At 38.5% G+C, this 16869-nt stretch carries 14 protein-coding genes, 1 other RNA gene and 2 pseudogenes; 10 read left to right on the forward strand and 7 right to left on the reverse strand.

From position 1 onward, the window contains the following. Nucleotides 1–6 precede the first annotated feature (6 nt). Both CEY16_RS08975 and CEY16_RS15600 read right to left on the reverse strand, forming a co-directional pair. Nucleotides 7–513: pseudogene (locus CEY16_RS08975) on the reverse strand (DUF1295 domain-containing protein); the annotation flags it as partial. 26 nt (nt 514–539) lie between these two features. Further along, nucleotides 540–746 (reverse strand): annotated as a pseudogene (locus CEY16_RS15600) (DUF1295 domain-containing protein); the annotation flags it as partial. A 170-nt stretch (nt 747–916) separates the two neighbouring features. Between CEY16_RS15600 and CEY16_RS08985 the strand changes: the two are divergent. Then, complete coding sequence (locus CEY16_RS08985; protein ID WP_274379936.1) at nt 917–1696, forward strand: DegV family protein; 780 nt, start codon at nt 917–919, stop codon at nt 1694–1696. A gap of 32 nt (nt 1697–1728) precedes the next feature. Here CEY16_RS08985 and CEY16_RS08990 read toward each other — a convergent pair whose 3' ends face one another. Then, entirely contained in the window at nt 1729–2595 is an 867-nt protein-coding gene (locus tag CEY16_RS08990; protein WP_101331650.1) for a GNAT family N-acetyltransferase, read from the reverse strand. A gap of 162 nt (nt 2596–2757) precedes the next feature. Here CEY16_RS08990 and smpB point away from each other — a divergent pair, with 162 nt between their 5' ends. Further along, nucleotides 2758–3225 (forward strand): SsrA-binding protein SmpB, encoded by a 468-nt coding sequence (smpB, locus tag CEY16_RS08995; RefSeq protein WP_101331651.1) that lies wholly within the window; start codon nt 2758–2760, stop codon nt 3223–3225. A gap of 88 nt (nt 3226–3313) precedes the next feature. Further along, nucleotides 3314–3674, forward strand: a transfer-messenger RNA (tmRNA) gene (gene ssrA / locus CEY16_RS09000). Nucleotides 3675–3733: 59 nt separating this feature from the next. On the opposite strand, the gene CEY16_RS09005 is transcribed toward ssrA, so the two are convergent. Then, the gene (locus CEY16_RS09005) at nt 3734–4468 is read right to left on the reverse strand and encodes a DUF899 family protein (protein ID WP_101331652.1); all 735 of its coding nucleotides are present in this window, start codon (nt 4466–4468) and stop codon (nt 3734–3736) included. A 252-nt stretch (nt 4469–4720) separates the two neighbouring features. Between CEY16_RS09005 and CEY16_RS09010 the strand changes: the two genes are divergently transcribed. The 4 genes from CEY16_RS09010 (at nt 4721) to CEY16_RS09025 (ending at nt 8659) form a co-directional block, all read left to right on the forward strand. Beyond that, entirely contained in the window at nt 4721–6442 is a 1722-nt protein-coding gene (locus CEY16_RS09010; RefSeq protein ID WP_101331653.1) for an ABC transporter ATP-binding protein, read from the forward strand. A 178-nt stretch (nt 6443–6620) separates the two neighbouring features. Then, complete coding sequence (locus CEY16_RS09015) at nt 6621–7145, forward strand: sigma-70 family RNA polymerase sigma factor (RefSeq protein ID WP_101331654.1); 525 nt, start codon at nt 6621–6623, stop codon at nt 7143–7145. Beyond that, complete coding sequence (locus CEY16_RS09020) at nt 7138–8007, forward strand: LCP family glycopolymer transferase (RefSeq protein WP_162297911.1); 870 nt, start codon at nt 7138–7140, stop codon at nt 8005–8007. The genes CEY16_RS09015 and CEY16_RS09020 overlap by 8 nt, the downstream gene beginning before the upstream one ends. Nucleotides 8008–8131: 124 nt before the next feature. Then, the gene (locus CEY16_RS09025) at nt 8132–8659 is read left to right on the forward strand and encodes a lysozyme inhibitor LprI family protein (protein WP_101331656.1); all 528 of its coding nucleotides are present in this window, start codon (nt 8132–8134) and stop codon (nt 8657–8659) included. A gap of 176 nt (nt 8660–8835) precedes the next feature. On the opposite strand, the gene CEY16_RS09030 is transcribed toward CEY16_RS09025, so the two are convergent. Continuing rightward, entirely contained in the window at nt 8836–10353 is a 1518-nt protein-coding gene (locus tag CEY16_RS09030) for a M3 family metallopeptidase (RefSeq protein ID WP_101331657.1), read from the reverse strand. Nucleotides 10354–10621: 268 nt separating this feature from the next. Here CEY16_RS09030 and CEY16_RS09035 point away from each other — a divergent pair, with 268 nt between their 5' ends. Next, nucleotides 10622–12358 carry a bifunctional metallophosphatase/5'-nucleotidase gene (locus CEY16_RS09035; RefSeq protein ID WP_101331658.1) on the forward strand — a complete coding sequence of 579 codons (1737 nt, stop codon included), beginning with the start codon at nt 10622–10624 and terminating at the stop codon, nt 12356–12358. Between the two features lie 47 nt (nt 12359–12405). Here CEY16_RS09035 and CEY16_RS09040 read toward each other — a convergent pair whose 3' ends face one another. Continuing rightward, nucleotides 12406–12807: an LAGLIDADG family homing endonuclease gene (locus CEY16_RS09040; protein ID WP_101331659.1), complete on the reverse strand. Its 402-nt coding sequence runs from the start codon at nt 12805–12807 to the stop codon at nt 12406–12408. A gap of 116 nt (nt 12808–12923) precedes the next feature. Continuing rightward, on the reverse strand, nt 12924–13823 hold the full coding sequence (locus CEY16_RS09045; protein WP_101331660.1) for a DMT family transporter: 900 nt from the start codon (nt 13821–13823) through the stop codon (nt 12924–12926). A 209-nt stretch (nt 13824–14032) separates the two neighbouring features. Here CEY16_RS09045 and CEY16_RS09050 point away from each other — a divergent pair, with 209 nt between their 5' ends. Together CEY16_RS09050 and CEY16_RS09055 are read left to right on the forward strand one after the other, a co-directional pair. Further along, entirely contained in the window at nt 14033–14995 is a 963-nt protein-coding gene (locus CEY16_RS09050) for a cation diffusion facilitator family transporter (RefSeq protein WP_101331661.1), read from the forward strand. A 76-nt stretch (nt 14996–15071) separates the two neighbouring features. Continuing rightward, nucleotides 15072–16679, forward strand: coding sequence for an ABC-F family ATP-binding cassette domain-containing protein (locus CEY16_RS09055; RefSeq protein WP_101331662.1), 1608 nt, complete (start codon nt 15072–15074; stop codon nt 16677–16679). Nucleotides 16680–16869: the final 190 nt, after the last annotated feature.

The following is a 16869-nucleotide window of genomic DNA, read 5'->3' on the forward strand; positions in this document are numbered from 1 at the left end:
TGATGGTTAATTTTTTGGAGGACCTGGAATGAACTTGTTTGTGCGGGCTGCATATTCACGATACTCTTCGTGCTCCATGAATTTCTTCTCCAACAAAGGAACTCCTGAAATTTTTAAAAGAAAAAAGGTGAGGATGATTGGACTGATGAATGAGATCCATCCCCATGGAACCGTCGCAGCAATCAATGCAATCGCAAACCACTGGGCAGACTCACCAAAATAATTAGGATGACGAGTATATTTCCAAAGACCGTGTTGAATGAAGCGATGGTCTTTGTTTTCTTTCTTCTTGAATCGATCAAGTTGTGCATCACCTACAGTTTCAAATAGGAAACCGAAAGCCCACAGTGCTGCTCCTATGATTAAAATCGAAGTTACAGAATCAGATGAACTATTCGCAATCCCAATAATGATCGGTAAGCTGAAAAATAAAGAGAGTGCGCCTTGTAACATGAACACGCGGTAAAATGCGGTTCGGTTAGGATGATTCCATTTCTTTCGCATATTTTGATAGCGATAGTCTTCGGTGGTTTACCCACATTCCGGTAAAAAAGATAGCCCGATAATCTTACCCCCCAAATTAGCACTAGGACTAAAATTGTTAGTGAAGTGGCATTGTAATTAGTTGTTAAAAGAAGCGTTGTTACTGCTGTAACAATGAAAGTCAGTCCCCAAGCGATGTCAACGATCGAAAAATCATCAATTTGAATCGCAATGAACCATACAATAGACATAAATAAAATCATTGCTGCTAAAAGTACTGAAAATATTGTCAAAATTTCCACTCCCTTTTTGTTTGAAATTATAGCATAAGGGGGATTTATAAGTAATTATAACGAATCGGGGGAGAACAGCATGAAAATTGCATGGGTAACAGATAGTTCCATATATACCAGAGGGAGATAATCAAAAAGATATATTTATCCTACCTCTCCAAGTCAGTATCGACGGAAAAAATTACAAAGAGAATGTTGACCTGACTTCACAAGAGTTCTATCAAAAGGTTAAAGTGACTAACAAAGCGGTAAAAACCAGTCAACCAGCCTTAGGAGATATCATATCGACTTTCGAACAAATCATTGAACAAGGTTATGAAGAAATCATATGCGTAAACATCTCTTCAGAAGTCAGTGGCACCTTTCAATCAGTAAGTAATATTGCCGATGATTTTGAAGGGACAAAAATTCATGTAGTGGATTCAAGTTTACTATCCTATCCCATGTATGAAATGATTCAACATGGTAAAAAACTGATTGAACACGGAAGGTCAGCTGAGGATGTAGTTAAAATCATTCAAAATGATTATAAAAAAGTGCATACCTACATTTACGTAGCGGATATTAAATATGCTTATCTCGGTGGAGGGATCAATATGTTTGCCTATAATGTGGGGAAAACGTTGAAAGTACATCCCATTCTTACGTTGAAGGAAGGAAAGATGGAGTTAGTAAAGAAAGTCCGTACGGAGAAGAGATCAATTGATTACATGGTGAACCAGGTGATTGAATATGCTAAAAGCCAACCAATTACTCAGTTAAACATTCTACATTGTAATGATCGATCGATTTCAGAAACGATTAAAAATCGTCTGAAAGATTTTTCGAACATCGAAAATATCCACATCGGAGCACTTGGGCCAATCATCGCCGCTCATGGAGGAGAAGGTAGTTTTGCATTATCATGGCAGGAGAAATAGAGCGCCGATGTAAGTCGGCGCAATAATTTTTCCTATAGCCATTTACCGTGCAAAATCCACGCGTCTTGAAAATGGAAGTCGAAATTAGTTGGTATATTTGATTTTTCTTCATCGGTTAAATCAATCCATACATAGGTTTCTTCGTCATTTTTCTTTCGAATATGGTCATACACATCTAATAGGGTATCCCATAACCCAGGCTGCTCGAATGAATCATCCCATAGGTAAACCGCATGGGCATAATGATATTTCTTTTGATCTTCCGATACGATCAACACGCGATTTCTTGAAGAGTTTTCAAAGAAATACCACTCTTCAAGTTTTTCATCAGTGAAGAGTGTGTCACTAGAAGGGAACGGATAGTAACATTCATATGGAAAAATGGTTGATTGATCTCCAGCTACATGTTTGATCCATGCTCTTTTTTCTTTTAACGTTTTTACTTGAGTCCATTTTGCCTCAGGGTTCCTCGCGATGTCGTCAGGATTCATAAGAGTCGATGCGTGTAATTTTTTCAAAGGAGGGAGTTGAACTTTCTCCAAAACTCGTAGGGCTGGGTGGTTGTTTACTTGCGTGTTTGCGCCAACCCAATGAATACCTGGAAGTTTCTCGACCTCATCAATCGTGTGCTGTATCAGTCGTGTAGCATGGCCCTTCCCATAATAGCGGCGGTCTGATCTCCACCGGCCCAGCATGGCATATTGTTCAGCAAAGACTGAGTATCCTGCAACAGCCACGATTTGTTCATCAATAAAAAGTCCATACAAGGCATGTTCCTGGTGTTCGATCAGACGTTGGAAAATACGGACGACGTAATCGTCTTCAATACCAGTGTCCATGCTTGCTAGGTTACTTTCATCATCTATGTTCAATTGGCGAATTTTTATGGTATCAATCATCTGGATTCTCCCTTCATTCTCTCTCTATGAAATAAGAATGCCATAATATTCTTTGAGTTGTCTATTGATGAGTTTGTTTTGAAAAAATGTATACAGATGGCTCTTGTTTAAAATAGGCAGGGAGTTTGGTAAAATAACTTTATGCAGTGAGGAGGTAAGAGGATGGCGAAAAAAGAGAACAATGCCATTGCAACCAATAAAAAAGCGCGCCACGATTTTTTTATAGAAGAAACGTATGAAGCGGGGATGGTTCTTCAGGGGACTGAAATCAAGTCGATACGTGCGAGCCGTGTGAATTTAAAGGATTCATTCGCACGAATTTCAAAGGGAGAACTATTCGTTCATAACTTGCATATTTCAACTTATGAACAAGGGAACCGGTTCAATCACGAACCTACTCGAGCGCGTAAATTGTTACTTCATAAAAAAGAAATCAATAAATTGATCGGTTACACCCAGCAAAAAGGGTATTCAATCGTACCGTTGAAGCTGTATATAAAGAATGGTGTAGCTAAACTTCTGATTGGTGTAGGTAAAGGTAAGAAAAAGTACGATAAACGTGAGGATCTGAAACGTAAACAGGCGAAACGCGATATGGATCGTGCAATCAAAGACCAGTTCCAACGCTAATCACGTGCAATTATTGGATTTTTCATTTGTGGGGAAATGTGATAAAATAAGGTTGTAATAAAGGAGATAAAACCTCCGATTTTTAATCGGGGACGTTTTGGATTCGACAGGGATAGGTCGAGCTTAAGTAGCGAGCCGAGCCGACGACTCGTTAAACCGTCACTCAGTTTATAATAACTGGCAAAAATAACGATTTCGCTGTAGCTGCGTAAGCAGATTCTACAGGATCCTTCCTGGCATCGCCCGTGTGCCAGATCGAAGGGTCTCAAATTAAGCGGGCTACGCTGAAGGCCTCCGTCTGAGGTCTTCAGAAGAGACTAATCAGACTAGCCCCTCGGAAGCTTGTTAGTAGGCTGAAGAGATGGCGAATCATAATCTACTAACTACGCTCGTAGAAGCTTAAGTGCCGATATCTCTGGACGCGGGTTCGAGTCCCGCCGTCTCCATATACAATGAAGGCCCTTACCTAATTGGTAAGGGCCTTTGATTTATATTATAAATTATTTATCTAGGTGCCAAGGTCGTCGGAGCGTCCGGCTTTCAGGCGAGACCATTGGGCAGTAGGACGGCCATCCATAGTAAATTGCCCACCTTTGGATCCCCAGTGTTGCGGCCAGCCCTTGGGTGAATCCTCCCAAAACTCCTGCCGTCCGTAAACAGTTAAGTCCAACAAGCCGTAAGATGGGGACATCGGTTCGTTACCTCGGCCGGTGGTCCAGTAAGTCTCGTATACTTTGTTACCGTCCCGGAGATAACTGACTAAGATTCCAAAATGTCTGTCTGCGATTAACCGTTTCACTGATTCCTGAGGGACCGAGTACCAAGGAACCGTCCACCCCATGAAGTCGCGATATCGAGAGCTCTCTTCATATGGCCCCTCACAGAAAGTAGCGTAACTGACGTCCCGTGAGTGAAGGTAGGAGAGCTCGTTGATGTGAGTCGTGGAAAAGGTGCAACCTTCACACTGCTCTGCGGCGGGTTTGCCCGTGTGCCACATGTGAAAGTAGGCGATCAACTGGGTCCTGCCTTCAAAAGACTCCAGAAGCGTGACTGGACCATCCGGGCCAATCAGTGGTGTGGTGGGGTCAACTTCGACCATCGGTAGCCGTCGACGGGCAGCCGCAATTGCGTCACCTTCGCGTGTATGTGCCTTCTCTCGGATTCGCAATTCATTTAGTTTGTCCTGCCATTTTTCCCGGTTGACCACTTTAGGCAGGGCCGAAGTGTGGTGATTTTGATTCATGTAACATTCTCCTTTCGCTATAGTTCAAATCCTCAACGATAAGATAATTGATCTTTGTTAAGCAGTTTCTTACATATGTTCGAGTAACTCCGCACCTATTTTTATGACTAATCAATTTGAATGGATTGAAAGCAGCTATTTAAAATTACGGTTGGAAGAAAAATCCTCTTAATTACGCTTGAAAAGCATCATTTTCTTCATCATAAATAATGTTATAATATGTTAGATTTCATACGACAGGAGATTCAGTACATGATAAGAAAATTTTTTACATACTACAAACCACATAAACGATTATTCATGATAGATTTTTCAAGCGCTGTTATAGTTGCTATTCTTGAACTAGCTTTTCCAGTTGCAGTTCAATGGTTTATAGATGATTTACTTCATGGGGACGATTGGGGATTAATTGTAACGGTGAGTATTTTACTACTCGTGGTGTATTTATTAAGTACATTCTTACAATACATAGTCAGTTACTTAGGGCATAAGCTTGGGATCAATATTGAAACAGACATGCGTGAAGAACTTTTTACTCACGTACAAAAACATTCGTTTCGCTTTTTTGATAATACTAAGACCGGACATATCATGAGCCGAATTACGAATGACTTGTTTGACATTGGTGAGTTAGCTCACCATGGGCCAGAGGATGCCTTCATTGCAATGATGACATTTTTCGGAGCCTTTGGGATCATGTTTTATTTCAATCCAACGCTAGCTTATATTGCACTCGTCATGGTACCTCTTCTGGTAGCATTGGTTACTTACTGTAATATTGCTATGAACAAAGCTTGGCATAATATGTACGGCAATATTGCCAATGTGAATGCTCGCGTCGAAGATGCTGTATCTGGTGTGCGCGTGGTTCAATCTTTTACGAATGAGGACTTTGAAATTAATCGTTTCCAAAAAGATAATGGGTTATTTAGAATAGCTAAGATTGGTGCTTACCGTGTGATGGCCTGGACTCACTCAAGCATATACATGATGACGCGGTTATTAACATTACTTGTACTAGTCGTTGGTTCATGGTTAGTTTTCAATGATCAATTAACGTATGGTGAGTTGGTTCTATTTGTTTTATTCACTAATGTCCTTATTAAACCAATAGATAAAATTAGTGCGTTATTAGAGCTTTATCCTAAAGGAATGGCTGGGTTCAAGAGGTTCCGTGATTTAGTCGAACAGGAGCCAGATATCGTAGATAGACCAAATGCTAAGGTAGTTGACGATCTTAAAGGTGATATAGAATTTCATCATGTAGATTTTTCTTATGACCGATACAAATCTGTGTTAAAAGACATTAACCTTAAGATCCAACCAGGAGAAACAGTAGCATTTGTGGGTCCATCTGGGGCTGGTAAAACAACAATTTGTTCGTTAATACCTCGGTTCTATGATGTAAACAAAGGGTCAATAACCATTGATGATACCGATATACGAGACATGACGAAAAAATCTCTTCGCTCACAAATCGGAATTGTTCAGCAAGATGTGTTTTTATTTACAGGAACGATACGTGAAAATATTGCTTACGGAAAACAGGATGCTACAGAGAGCGAAATTCGTGAGGCTGCGAAGAAAGCACATCTAGACGACGTTATTGCAGACTTACCTCAGGGTTATGATACTCAAATCGGGGAACGTGGATTGAAGTTATCAGGTGGGCAAAAACAGCGATTAGCAATTGCACGCATGTTCTTAAAAAATCCATCAATCTTAATATTGGACGAGGCTACTTCAGCACTTGATACACAAACAGAAAAAATTATTCAAAAGTCGCTTAATGACTTAACTGAAGACCGTACAACGTTGGTTATAGCTCACCGCCTTGCAACGATTCGGGATGCAGATCGAGTAGTGGTTGTTACTAATGAGGGTGTTGCTGAACAGGGCACATATCAAGAACTCATTAGTGCCAATGGAATATTCTCGAACCTTCATAAGATTCAGTTTGATATAAAAGAATAAGTGAATGTTTTAGTGGAAAGGCACTTGGTTAAATTCCAAGTGCCTTTTCTCTTTTGCAAACGATTATTTCCCATATGCTTGCACGGATTAGATAAATTTAATGATTTTGAAACAATCTCAATTAGGCTTTCGTCTAAGAGGTGCAAAAAGATAAAACCAGTTGAAAAGGAGGGGAGTTATGGAAAAAGAGGTAAAAGAAGATTTGTTAGAAGAAATTATGTTAGAGCATGGTAGTGATTTGGTTCGGTTGGCGTTTAACTACGTAAAAGATAAAGAGACTGCAAAAGATATGGTTCAGAATACTTTTATCAAATGCTATGAATACTTGGATGAGTTTCGTTATGATTCGTCCATAAAAACATGGTTATTTAGAATAACGATTAATCAATGTAAAGATTATTTGGGAAGCTGGCATTATAGAAAAGTGCATGCTAAAAGTCTGTTTGGTAATGCAATTACATCTATTTCACCTTCAGCAGAAGACAGGGTAATCCAAAATTCCCATGACAAGCATATAAAAGATCTTATTTTTACTTTGCCAAAAAATTATCGTGAAGTCATCTTTCTGTATTACTATAAGTCTTTATCGATTAGCGAAATAGCTGAAGTAACACAACTGAATCACAATACAGTTAAAACAAGGCTTAGAAGAGCTAAGCATAAATTGAAAATAATAATGGAGGAGGAAAATGTCTATGGATAAAAAGTCTAATAAGCTATTCTCTTCTTTTGAAGATGAAAACTTAACATTTACTAAAGAGGACAGACTAGAAACCTTCCAGAAAATCAAAAGAAATAATAAAAGCAATCCGAGCAAAAAAAGAAATTTTCTCCCCGAAGGTAAACGTATAGCTCCAGTAATGGGTACTGTAATGGTATTAATATTAGCCATTGGCTTATTTCTGCCAAACCTATATTCAGGGAATGAAGTTAACCTGTACAATTCGGACGAACAGCAGGCGACGACACAAAAAGAAAATTTATCCTTTTCAGCTCTATTAATGAGCAATGGCTCTAATCACAGAAGCAATATCAATATCTTACTCACCTATAATGGTAGGGACAGAAGTGTAAAACTAGTTCCAATTCCTCGTGATACGTATGTTCAAGTTATTGATTCTGAAGGGAAGATGCTTGGTAAGGATAAGTTGATGCATGCTTCTGCTTTAAATGGTCAGCCTGAAACAGTTTTGAATACGGTGTCAAATTTATTTGATATTTCTGTTGATTATTACTCTGTAATTGCAGAAGAGAAGATATACGAAATATTAGGTATTAAAAAGGATAGCCTTAAGGATAATAGTCTTCTTGTTAACGAAGTTGGAAATTCAATTGAAGAACAAGCTTCCAAAATTAATAACCTCTTAGAAGTAAGCGATACAAATATTCCAAATGATATAACTAATGATCTGAAGGATAGTAGCTCAGATTCCATTAAAATAATTGATATGGAAGAAGGAATAGAAAAGAAAGTTATTAATGGTATTTATTATTTAGAAATAAATCAAGAGCATTTACTAAAGACCAAAAAAACTCTTAAACAGCATTTGAGTGACGAAAAATAAAACTATTGTTATCTGTGCTACCAGTCAAGGGGCCAGCATTTATTTCAAATCAAGATACCGCTATTGGCACAACATTCACAAATAAAGTTTAAGCCTAGGAGATCAGATGTGAGGGAGTAATAATATGAAAAATAATTATAAGTTTCTAACGATAATTTCAATGACAATAGTATTATCTGTATTGACTGCGTGCGGAAACCCCGAAGAGTCAAATTCAAAATCAAGTAATGATACAGATAGTAAATCGACGCAAAACGAGAACGAAGAATCAACCAGTAATAGTGATAATGAGGTTACTACAAACCAAAAAGAAAAGTATCTCGATAAACTGAATGAAATGGAAGAATCAGATAGACACGCCGAAACTAAATCAACGATTTCTGACATGGAAGAACAAGAAAAGGAAAGGTACGAAAAGTGGGATCAAGTTTTGAATGAAATATATCGTGAATTGAAGAAGCAACTGAGTGAAGATCAAATGGATAAATTAAGGGTCGAACAACGAAATTGGATAAAACATAGAGATGAAGCTGCTAAAGAAGCGTCACTAAAGTATGAAGGTGGTTCAACAGAAACATTAGAATACATCGCAACTCAGGCAAGTCTTACAAAAGAAAGGTGCTATAAGTTAGTCGCACATTATATGAAGTAATATCTTAATTTTACTGTTTAATTTATTATCCATTTTTTAAACTAGAACAAGAATCCGTCTCAATAATTCCTTTCCATGGCGGATTCATTTTTCTGCCTTTGGGAAGTTACGAAATTTAGAAAAATTTTGCAAGAAAAGCAAGAGAAGAAGACGTGCACTCGCACGCCTTTTTCACATTAATCTATCATAAATCTTAAAGAAAATTCCTCTCCGCTGATCCGTTTAAATAACTCATTATACTTATATCTTCCTGAAGGTTTAATGACTTCATTCAATAAGAACTCACCAAAAGCTTTCGGGTAGTCCATAATTTCCCCACCAGTTCTCTCCTTGAATACTTGTTTCAGCATTTCGCAAGTGACGTCGCCCATGAAGTAGTTATGCATATATATTGGGTGTGTAGTGAAATGAATAATGAAGGCCCATGGTGGTGCTTCTCCAAATGGATCTTCTTGTAAGACTTCCTTATGGTTCTTCCAATACAACTCATATATATCATCTAGTGATTGTATGTCATTTTTATAAAGGCTGTGGTCGAAGAAGATTCTTCCAATGCTACGTAGGGCATTGAGTTTGCTGTATTCTTTTAACTCTTGGAATTCCTGTTCAGCTTGGTCAGGGTCTTCGAAGAATTTCTCAAAGAAACTGCGGCTATATAAGAAACTCTGAAATAAATTCGCGATGCCTTCACTGACGATACCACTAATTCCATTATTCAAAATGAGTTCATTTGGGTCGTTCAAGAAAGAATGTGCTCCGTGGCCAGATTCATGAAGTAGTACGCCGTATTCATAGTACCTATTTTTAACATTTGCCAAAATACGGGAGTCTTTACCAGTCTCAACAGGGAAATTATAACCCCATTCAGATTTATTGTTTCTTGGGAAGATGTCGTAAGTAATATTCATGCCTGCAAGATCGATTCCGAAGCGGTTAAATAATTCGGTTAAATGCTCGTGGTATTCTGACATGTCCACCGTTTGGTTTAGTGAAGGTGCAATCTTAGATTGAATATAAGATTCATCCCAGGGCATGATTTCGCTTTCCCCTAAAAATTTCTGAGCATATTTTTGTCTTCCTTCTTTCATTTTAGGGAGGAGTTCATGCAGTTCGTCGAGCCAACTATCGAAAGTATCAGGATTAAGTTCGTTTGCTTCTAGTTTATAAGCTACATAATCTTTCGCACCATATTTTTCAGCGAATTCTTTACGCAGTTGGACAAGTTCAACAAAACCTGATTCGACCATCAATTCATTAATCTGGTTCCTTGCAAAATAAGCACGCTTTCGTTTCTCACGATCAGGATCCATGCTAAGTACTTGGCTTAATTCTACAGCGGATACTTCCTTTCCATCTAGTTTGTAACGGAATGTATTCAAAATCTTTGAAAGCTCATTGGTCTTCTCTTGAATTTTTACATTCAGTTCATTGAGCTCATCTGATAGGTGAAAGGGTTTAAAGCTGTTATACATGATTTCTGCTTTTCGTGCTTCTTCAGCAGGTAAATCCTTTCTTTTATATGTATCAATTGCCTCGAATTTGGACTGGTCCTTCAGAATCTCCATTATGTTATGATATTGGTCTTTTACTCCGAAGTCGTCTCCAGTAGTAAATAATGCCCAATTCAATTTACTGTATTTAACTTGTTCTTGATGTAGTTCTTTTGCAATGGATTGAATCGTTTCACTGTTCATCTAATACCTCCAATTTTCTGATAATTTCATCGTATCAAAAATGGAAGGAGTAGGAAAGAATTTATTTAGGAATGCGAACTAAATTCCATGACTTAGCTATTTAAAGTTTCTAATTGGTTCGGGTGAAAAATTGATAGATTTAAGGCGATTTCACAATACCATCGGGTAAAAAGTCTGAATTTACAAAAAGTAGTGAAATTACTCAAAAATACCTACAACATGTATGTTATATTTGGAATTGAATACTACATATGGAGGTATTAAACAGATGAAAAACTATTTCATGAAAAGTGTCATGATGGTTATGACTCTAGCAATTGTCATTCCATTAGGTAGTTTACAAGCAGAAGAGGATTTAGTAGATGTACAGTTACAGGGATTAAATGACTGGCATGGACAAATCGATTATGAGGGTTATGATGAAGATTTTGATGGAGATGGTGAAGAAGATCCTGCCGGTAGGGCTGATTACTTAGCTGCATATTTGGACGAGTACAAGGAGGATCATGGAAATACATTACGTGTTCACGCCGGTGACATGATTGGTGGTAGCCCATTGATCGCAGCCTCCTTCCAAGACGAACCAGTTGTTGAAATCATGGAAGCGATGAATATGGATGTGGGTACTGTTGGGAACCACGAATTTGACGAAGGAGTAGATGAACTTCTTCGAATGGTTAATGGAGGAGAGCATCCTGATGGTACAGAAGGGTATGATGGGATGGACTTCCCTATGGTTGCAGCAAATGTAATTTATAAGGATACTGAAGAACTAATTTTTGATCCTTATACCATTGAAGAAGTTGGTGGAGAGAAAATAGGTTTCATTGGAGTTGCGACTACGGAAACTCCGAATATGATTATTCAAGATGGTAACGAAAACCTTGCATTTACGGATGAGGCAGAAGCCATTAACGAATATGTCCCAGAGTTGCAAGAGCAAGGAGTAAAAGCTATCGTCGTGTTAGCTCATAATCCTGCTAGACAGGATGGTGATGTTATAACAGGTGACGCAGCAGATATAGCAAATTCTGTTGATGATGAAGTAGATGTGATTTTTGCAGGTCATAATCATGTGTATAACAATGGATATGTTGATGACAAGCTAATCGTTCAAGCATATGATTATGGAACTGCATTTTCGGATGTTGATTTGAAAATAGATCCTGAAACAGGTGATATCGTAGAGAAAACAGCTGAAATTGTTAAGGTTGACCAATCACAAGTCGAGCCGGATGAAGAAGTAGCTGCAATTTTAGCAAAATATGAAGAAAAAGTAGATGAGATTAAAAATGATGTTATAGGTGAAGCTGCATTTGATCTAGAGGGTGGTTACCCAACTCGCGGAGAAATTGGAGACAATGCGCTAGGTAACTTGATAGCTGATGGAATGGTCGAAGCGATGGATTCCGATTTTGCATTAATGAACGGTGGGGGAATCCGTGCTGATATTCAAGAGGGGACTATCACATATGGAGATGCGTTTACTGTTCAACCATTCGGTAATGTACTTAGTAAAGTGGAAATGACAGGTGCAGCTCTTGAAGACGTATTAAATAAACAGATTTCTGCTGAATACGGACCGGATTATAGCGTGTCAGGCTTCGCTTATACTTGGCAAGACGAGACGCAAGAGGTAGTGGATATCATTTTACCTGACGGCTCAGAGATTGACCCAAATGAAACTTATACTGTTGTGGTCAATAATTATATGTATGGTAACGCAGAAAGTGGCATAGCTGAACTTTCAAGCAATATGGAAGTTGGGCCAGTAGACTTGGATGCTACGGTCGAATTTATCGAATCTTTTGAAGAACCAATCGCCTATGAAGCTGAAGGAAGAATTTCAGAAGTTGAACCGAAAGAAGAATATGATTTACCAGTCGATGGCACACCTGCATCAGATCGTGCTAAGGAAAGATTACAAGAATTAGCTGAGAAAGGTGTCTTCGATCAAAAGAACAAGGGCAAGAATTCTAAGCCTGATCACGCACAAGGTAAATAATTAATCATTAAAAACAGACTCTTCATTGAGTCTGTTTTTTTTCTGTCTTAATACGCTTTTTCCATTAGGAACATATTACTGGCCGGTTGTTTCGGGCGCAGGATATTTCGATTAGAATCTGAAGAGAAGTTTTCTAATACTCGCTCTACTTCTTCTTTTTTGTGATCCGCTCTTAAGAATTGTTGTATTTGAGATAAAGCTTCGCGTATTGTCTCTTTCTGTTTGATTTCTATTGTATAAATGTAAGTCGGTTGACCAGAAATCATCATTTTTTTACTTGAAAGACTTCCGGATAAAAGAGATTGAATGAATACGAGCATCTTCAAATCAGATGAAGTTATTGCGATAACTGGATTGCGTTTCCCCTTAGAGTCTATATTTTTAAATGAAATCGTGCCTTCTCCGTCAATGATGCCTGCCACATATGCAGCTTCCCATGATTTCAACATATTTTGTCGTCCCCTTTCAGGATGATATAGATAAAGTATACATCTAATCCGATAAAAGAACAAGTGTTCGCATTAAGTTTTTTTGCCAATCGATGAGAAAATAAAAAGGCTTCTCACTACGAAGCCTTTGAAATAAGTGGTGATCGCTTGACCTTTTTTGCGGGTCGATTGGTTAAGTAGATCCCTGCAAATATAATAAACATTCCTAATAATAAGTTGCTAGTGATCGGTTCATTCAGTAGGACATAGCCCCAGATCATCGCACTTACAGGAACAATGTAAGTAACGGTCGTTGCAAACTCCGGAGAGCCTTCTGTCATCATATAATAGTAAATGACATGGGCAATTCCTGATCCAAATACACCTAATCCGATGAGGGCCCCGATTGTGCCCCAATCAAACTCAGAGACTGCTGGAACATCCCCGACCATAAAGCCTCCTGCTAAAGCGGATAAAGAAGCAATCAATAACGTGACGGCGGTCATCAAAAATAAATCTACGCCCACAACGAAACGCTTCGTATATTGTGAACCGAAGCCATAGCACAGAGTAGCTAATATCATCGTTCCGATTCCGATAAAGTCACTGCCTAGAAGGGCACCCACTTCGAAGTTCATCAGTACAAGAATTCCCACGAACCCTGTGATAATTCCGATCCATTGTTTTTTAGCTAAAATCTTTCCAAACAATAAAAATCCGATAAAACCAGTAGCAATCGGAGTCAATGCATTAATTACTGATGCGCTACTACTGTTGATCACGGTTTCACTCCAGGCAATCAGACCCCAAGGAAGTGCAGCATTAAAAATACCTACGATGATTAAATGTTTCCACGGTAGGTTGAAGTTGATTTTTCTGCGACGGGCCCATATGAATGGAATCAAAACAAGTGCGCCTAATAGACACCGTAAAAATACCATTCCGAATATCCCTGCCGGCTCGATCAGTACTTTAATAAAAACAAAAGAAAGCCCCCAAATAAGGCTGAGGCTGAATAAAGCTATGTATAATTTCATTTTTTACACTCCAAATCTTACGAGGTCTATCTGTCATTATAGACCTCCAATGTCTAAATGAACAGAGACTAATAACTGACTTGGTTTTTTTTAGCTAGATGTAAACTCTTCAAGTTCTTTCAGCACCAAATCCATATGCATGTATCATATTATATTTTTCGAAAAGGATAATAATAGAACTTAAATTCCGATTTGAAAGAGGATGACGCATGAAATTCATTCAATTTTTAAAACAAGGAAATACATCTTCTGCAGTTTCAGCTCTTGGGAATGTCCTTATAGCCATTGTCAAAGGTATTGCTGCATTTATTACTGGTAGTGGTGCTATGTTCGCAACAATGGTTCACTCGATAGCTGATGCCATTAACCAAGGTATGGTCTTTTTCGGGAGTGCTCTAGCTGAAAAAGAACCGACTAAGAGATTCCCTTCTGGTTTTGGGCGAGTGGTGAACCTATTTGTGTTACTTGCAGTAATCGTCATTTCAATTATGGCTTATGAAACCATTCTCAAGGGATGGGAAATCATTCAAGATCCAGAGGAATCCTCGCGATTTTGGCTAAATGTCATCGTATTGATCGTGTCGATTGGAATCGATGGGTCGGTTTTAGTTAAGGTTATGCTGGAGATCGTCAAGGAGTCACATACGAAAGTTCGAGGGTTGAACTTCATTCCTGAGTCTTTTAAAAATATATCTTATGCATCACCGCCGACTCGCCTTGTATTTTATGAAGATATCGTTGCGACATTTGGAGGCTTCTTAGCTCTTGTCACAGTCATCGTGTCGCAGGTAACAGGTAATTATATTTTTGATGGAATCGGTACGATATTGATCGGGGTTCTGTTAGTCGGCATCGCGATTAAAATAGGGTACGAAAATACGATTGGTTTGATTGGTGTAGCAGCTCCTAAACGTGTGGAAGATAAGGTTGTTAACATGATATTGGACGATCATGATGTAGTAGACATTCGTAGGATGCGTATTTTACAAGAGGGTAAAAATTATCATGTTGAATCCTATATTGAGCTGAGGAAAGGGTTGTCGCTGGAAGAAGCTGATGACATAAAGTTCCGAGTAATTGAGGCCTTGATGGAGGATCCTGACGTGGATGACGTTACTTTAGGTATTATAGAAACGGATGAAATTCAGCATTGGAAACGTACTGAAAAATAATAGCTCTAAAATTCGTCAATTACCCTCCTAAATGATATACTACAATAGGTATATTTTAAATTTGGAGGACTGTAAGATGTTACAAGCAACTAATGTAAGTTTGCGATTTCCTGATCGGAAATTGTTCGAAGATGTTTCAATAAAATTCAATAAAGGAAATTGCTACGGCTTGATCGGTGCGAATGGTGCCGGGAAGTCTACTTTCCTAAAAATATTGTCAGGAGAAATCGAACCTCAAGAAGGCCATGTATCAGCTGGTAAAGACGAACGAATCGCGGTTTTGAAGCAGGATCACTTCGCTTATGATGAGGAAGAAGCTCTTCAAGTAGTGATGATGGGTCACCAACGCCTTTACGAAGTTATGAAAGAAAAAGATGCGATTTATTCTAAAGGTGAGTTTACCGAGGAAGATGGTATGCGTGCAGCTGAACTGGAAGGTGAGTTCGCAGAATTGAACGGTTGGGAAGCTGATGGAGACGCGGCGACTTTACTACGTGGTTTAGGTGTTGCGGATGAGCTTCACTCTAAGCGTATGGGTGATTTACCTGAGACTGAGAAAGTTAAGGTTTTACTTGCTCAGGCCTTGTTCGGAGATCCAGATATTTTACTATTGGATGAGCCAACAAACGGTTTAGACATTCAGGCTATCAGATGGTTAGAAGAGTTCTTAATCAACTTTGAAAATACGGTCATCGTCGTGTCACACGACCGTAGCTTCTTGAATAATGTATGTACGCACATTGCTGATTTAGACTTCGAAAAAATCACGCTATACGTCGGGAACTATGACTTCTGGTATGAATCAAGCCAGTTAGCTCTTAAGATGCAACAGGAATCAAATAAGAAAAAAGAAGAGAAGATTAAGGATTTGAAGGAATTCGTTGCTCGATTCAGCGCGAACGCTTCAAAATCCCGTCAAGCAACTTCTCGTAAAAAGTTACTTGATAAGATCGAGTTGGATGATATCAAACCATCTTCTCGTAAATACCCTTATGTTGCGTTCCAACCTGGACGTGAAATCGGTAACGACGTATTAGATGTTAAAAATTTATCTAAAACTATTGATGGTAGAAAAGTACTCAATAACGTTAGTTTCCGCCTAGATAAGGATGATAAAATCGTTCTTCTTGGCGATGAAATGGCTAAAACAGCTTTACTTGAAATACTGATGGGTAATATGGAGCCGGATGAAGGTACGTTCAAGTGGGGTGTAACTACTTCACAATCCTATTTCCCTAAAGATAACTCAGAGTTTTTCGAAGGAAATGAGAAAAACTTGATCGAATGGCTTCGTCCTTATTCAACTGAGGATGAAAGTGAAACATTCTTAAGGGGTTTCCTTGGACGCATGTTATTCTCAGGAGAAGAAGTATTCAAAAAGCCAAGCGTTTTATCCGGTGGTGAAAAAGTCCGTTGTATGTTATCACGCATGATGCTTTCAAATTCGAATGTGTTATTGCTCGATGACCCGACAAATCACTTAGACTTAGAATCGATTCAATCGTTGAACAATGGCCTTGCAAGTTTTAAAGGTTCGATTATCTTTACCTCGCATGACCACCAGTTCATTCAGACGATTGCGAATCGTATTATCGAAATCAAGGATGAAGGTATTACTGATAAAGAAATGACTTATGAAGAATACTTGGATGATGTGAAAAAGATCGGAACACCAAGCTTATAAAGTGATAAAGCTACCTGCAGAAGCGGGTAGCTTTTTTATATACTTTAAGAATGTCTAACTTTACTAAAGGATTAAAGTATGTGAAAAACAAAGGCTTTCGCCATTAGGACTTGGCAATAAGCCAAGTTTTTCTCTCATGATATACAAAGAACTATACACAATTATTCAAAATCGGTTCTTTTTAAGTAAA

This window comes from Halalkalibacillus sediminis, from assembly GCF_002844535.1.
Taxonomy (GTDB): domain Bacteria; phylum Bacillota; class Bacilli; order Bacillales; family Alkalibacillaceae; genus Halalkalibacillus_A; species Halalkalibacillus_A sediminis.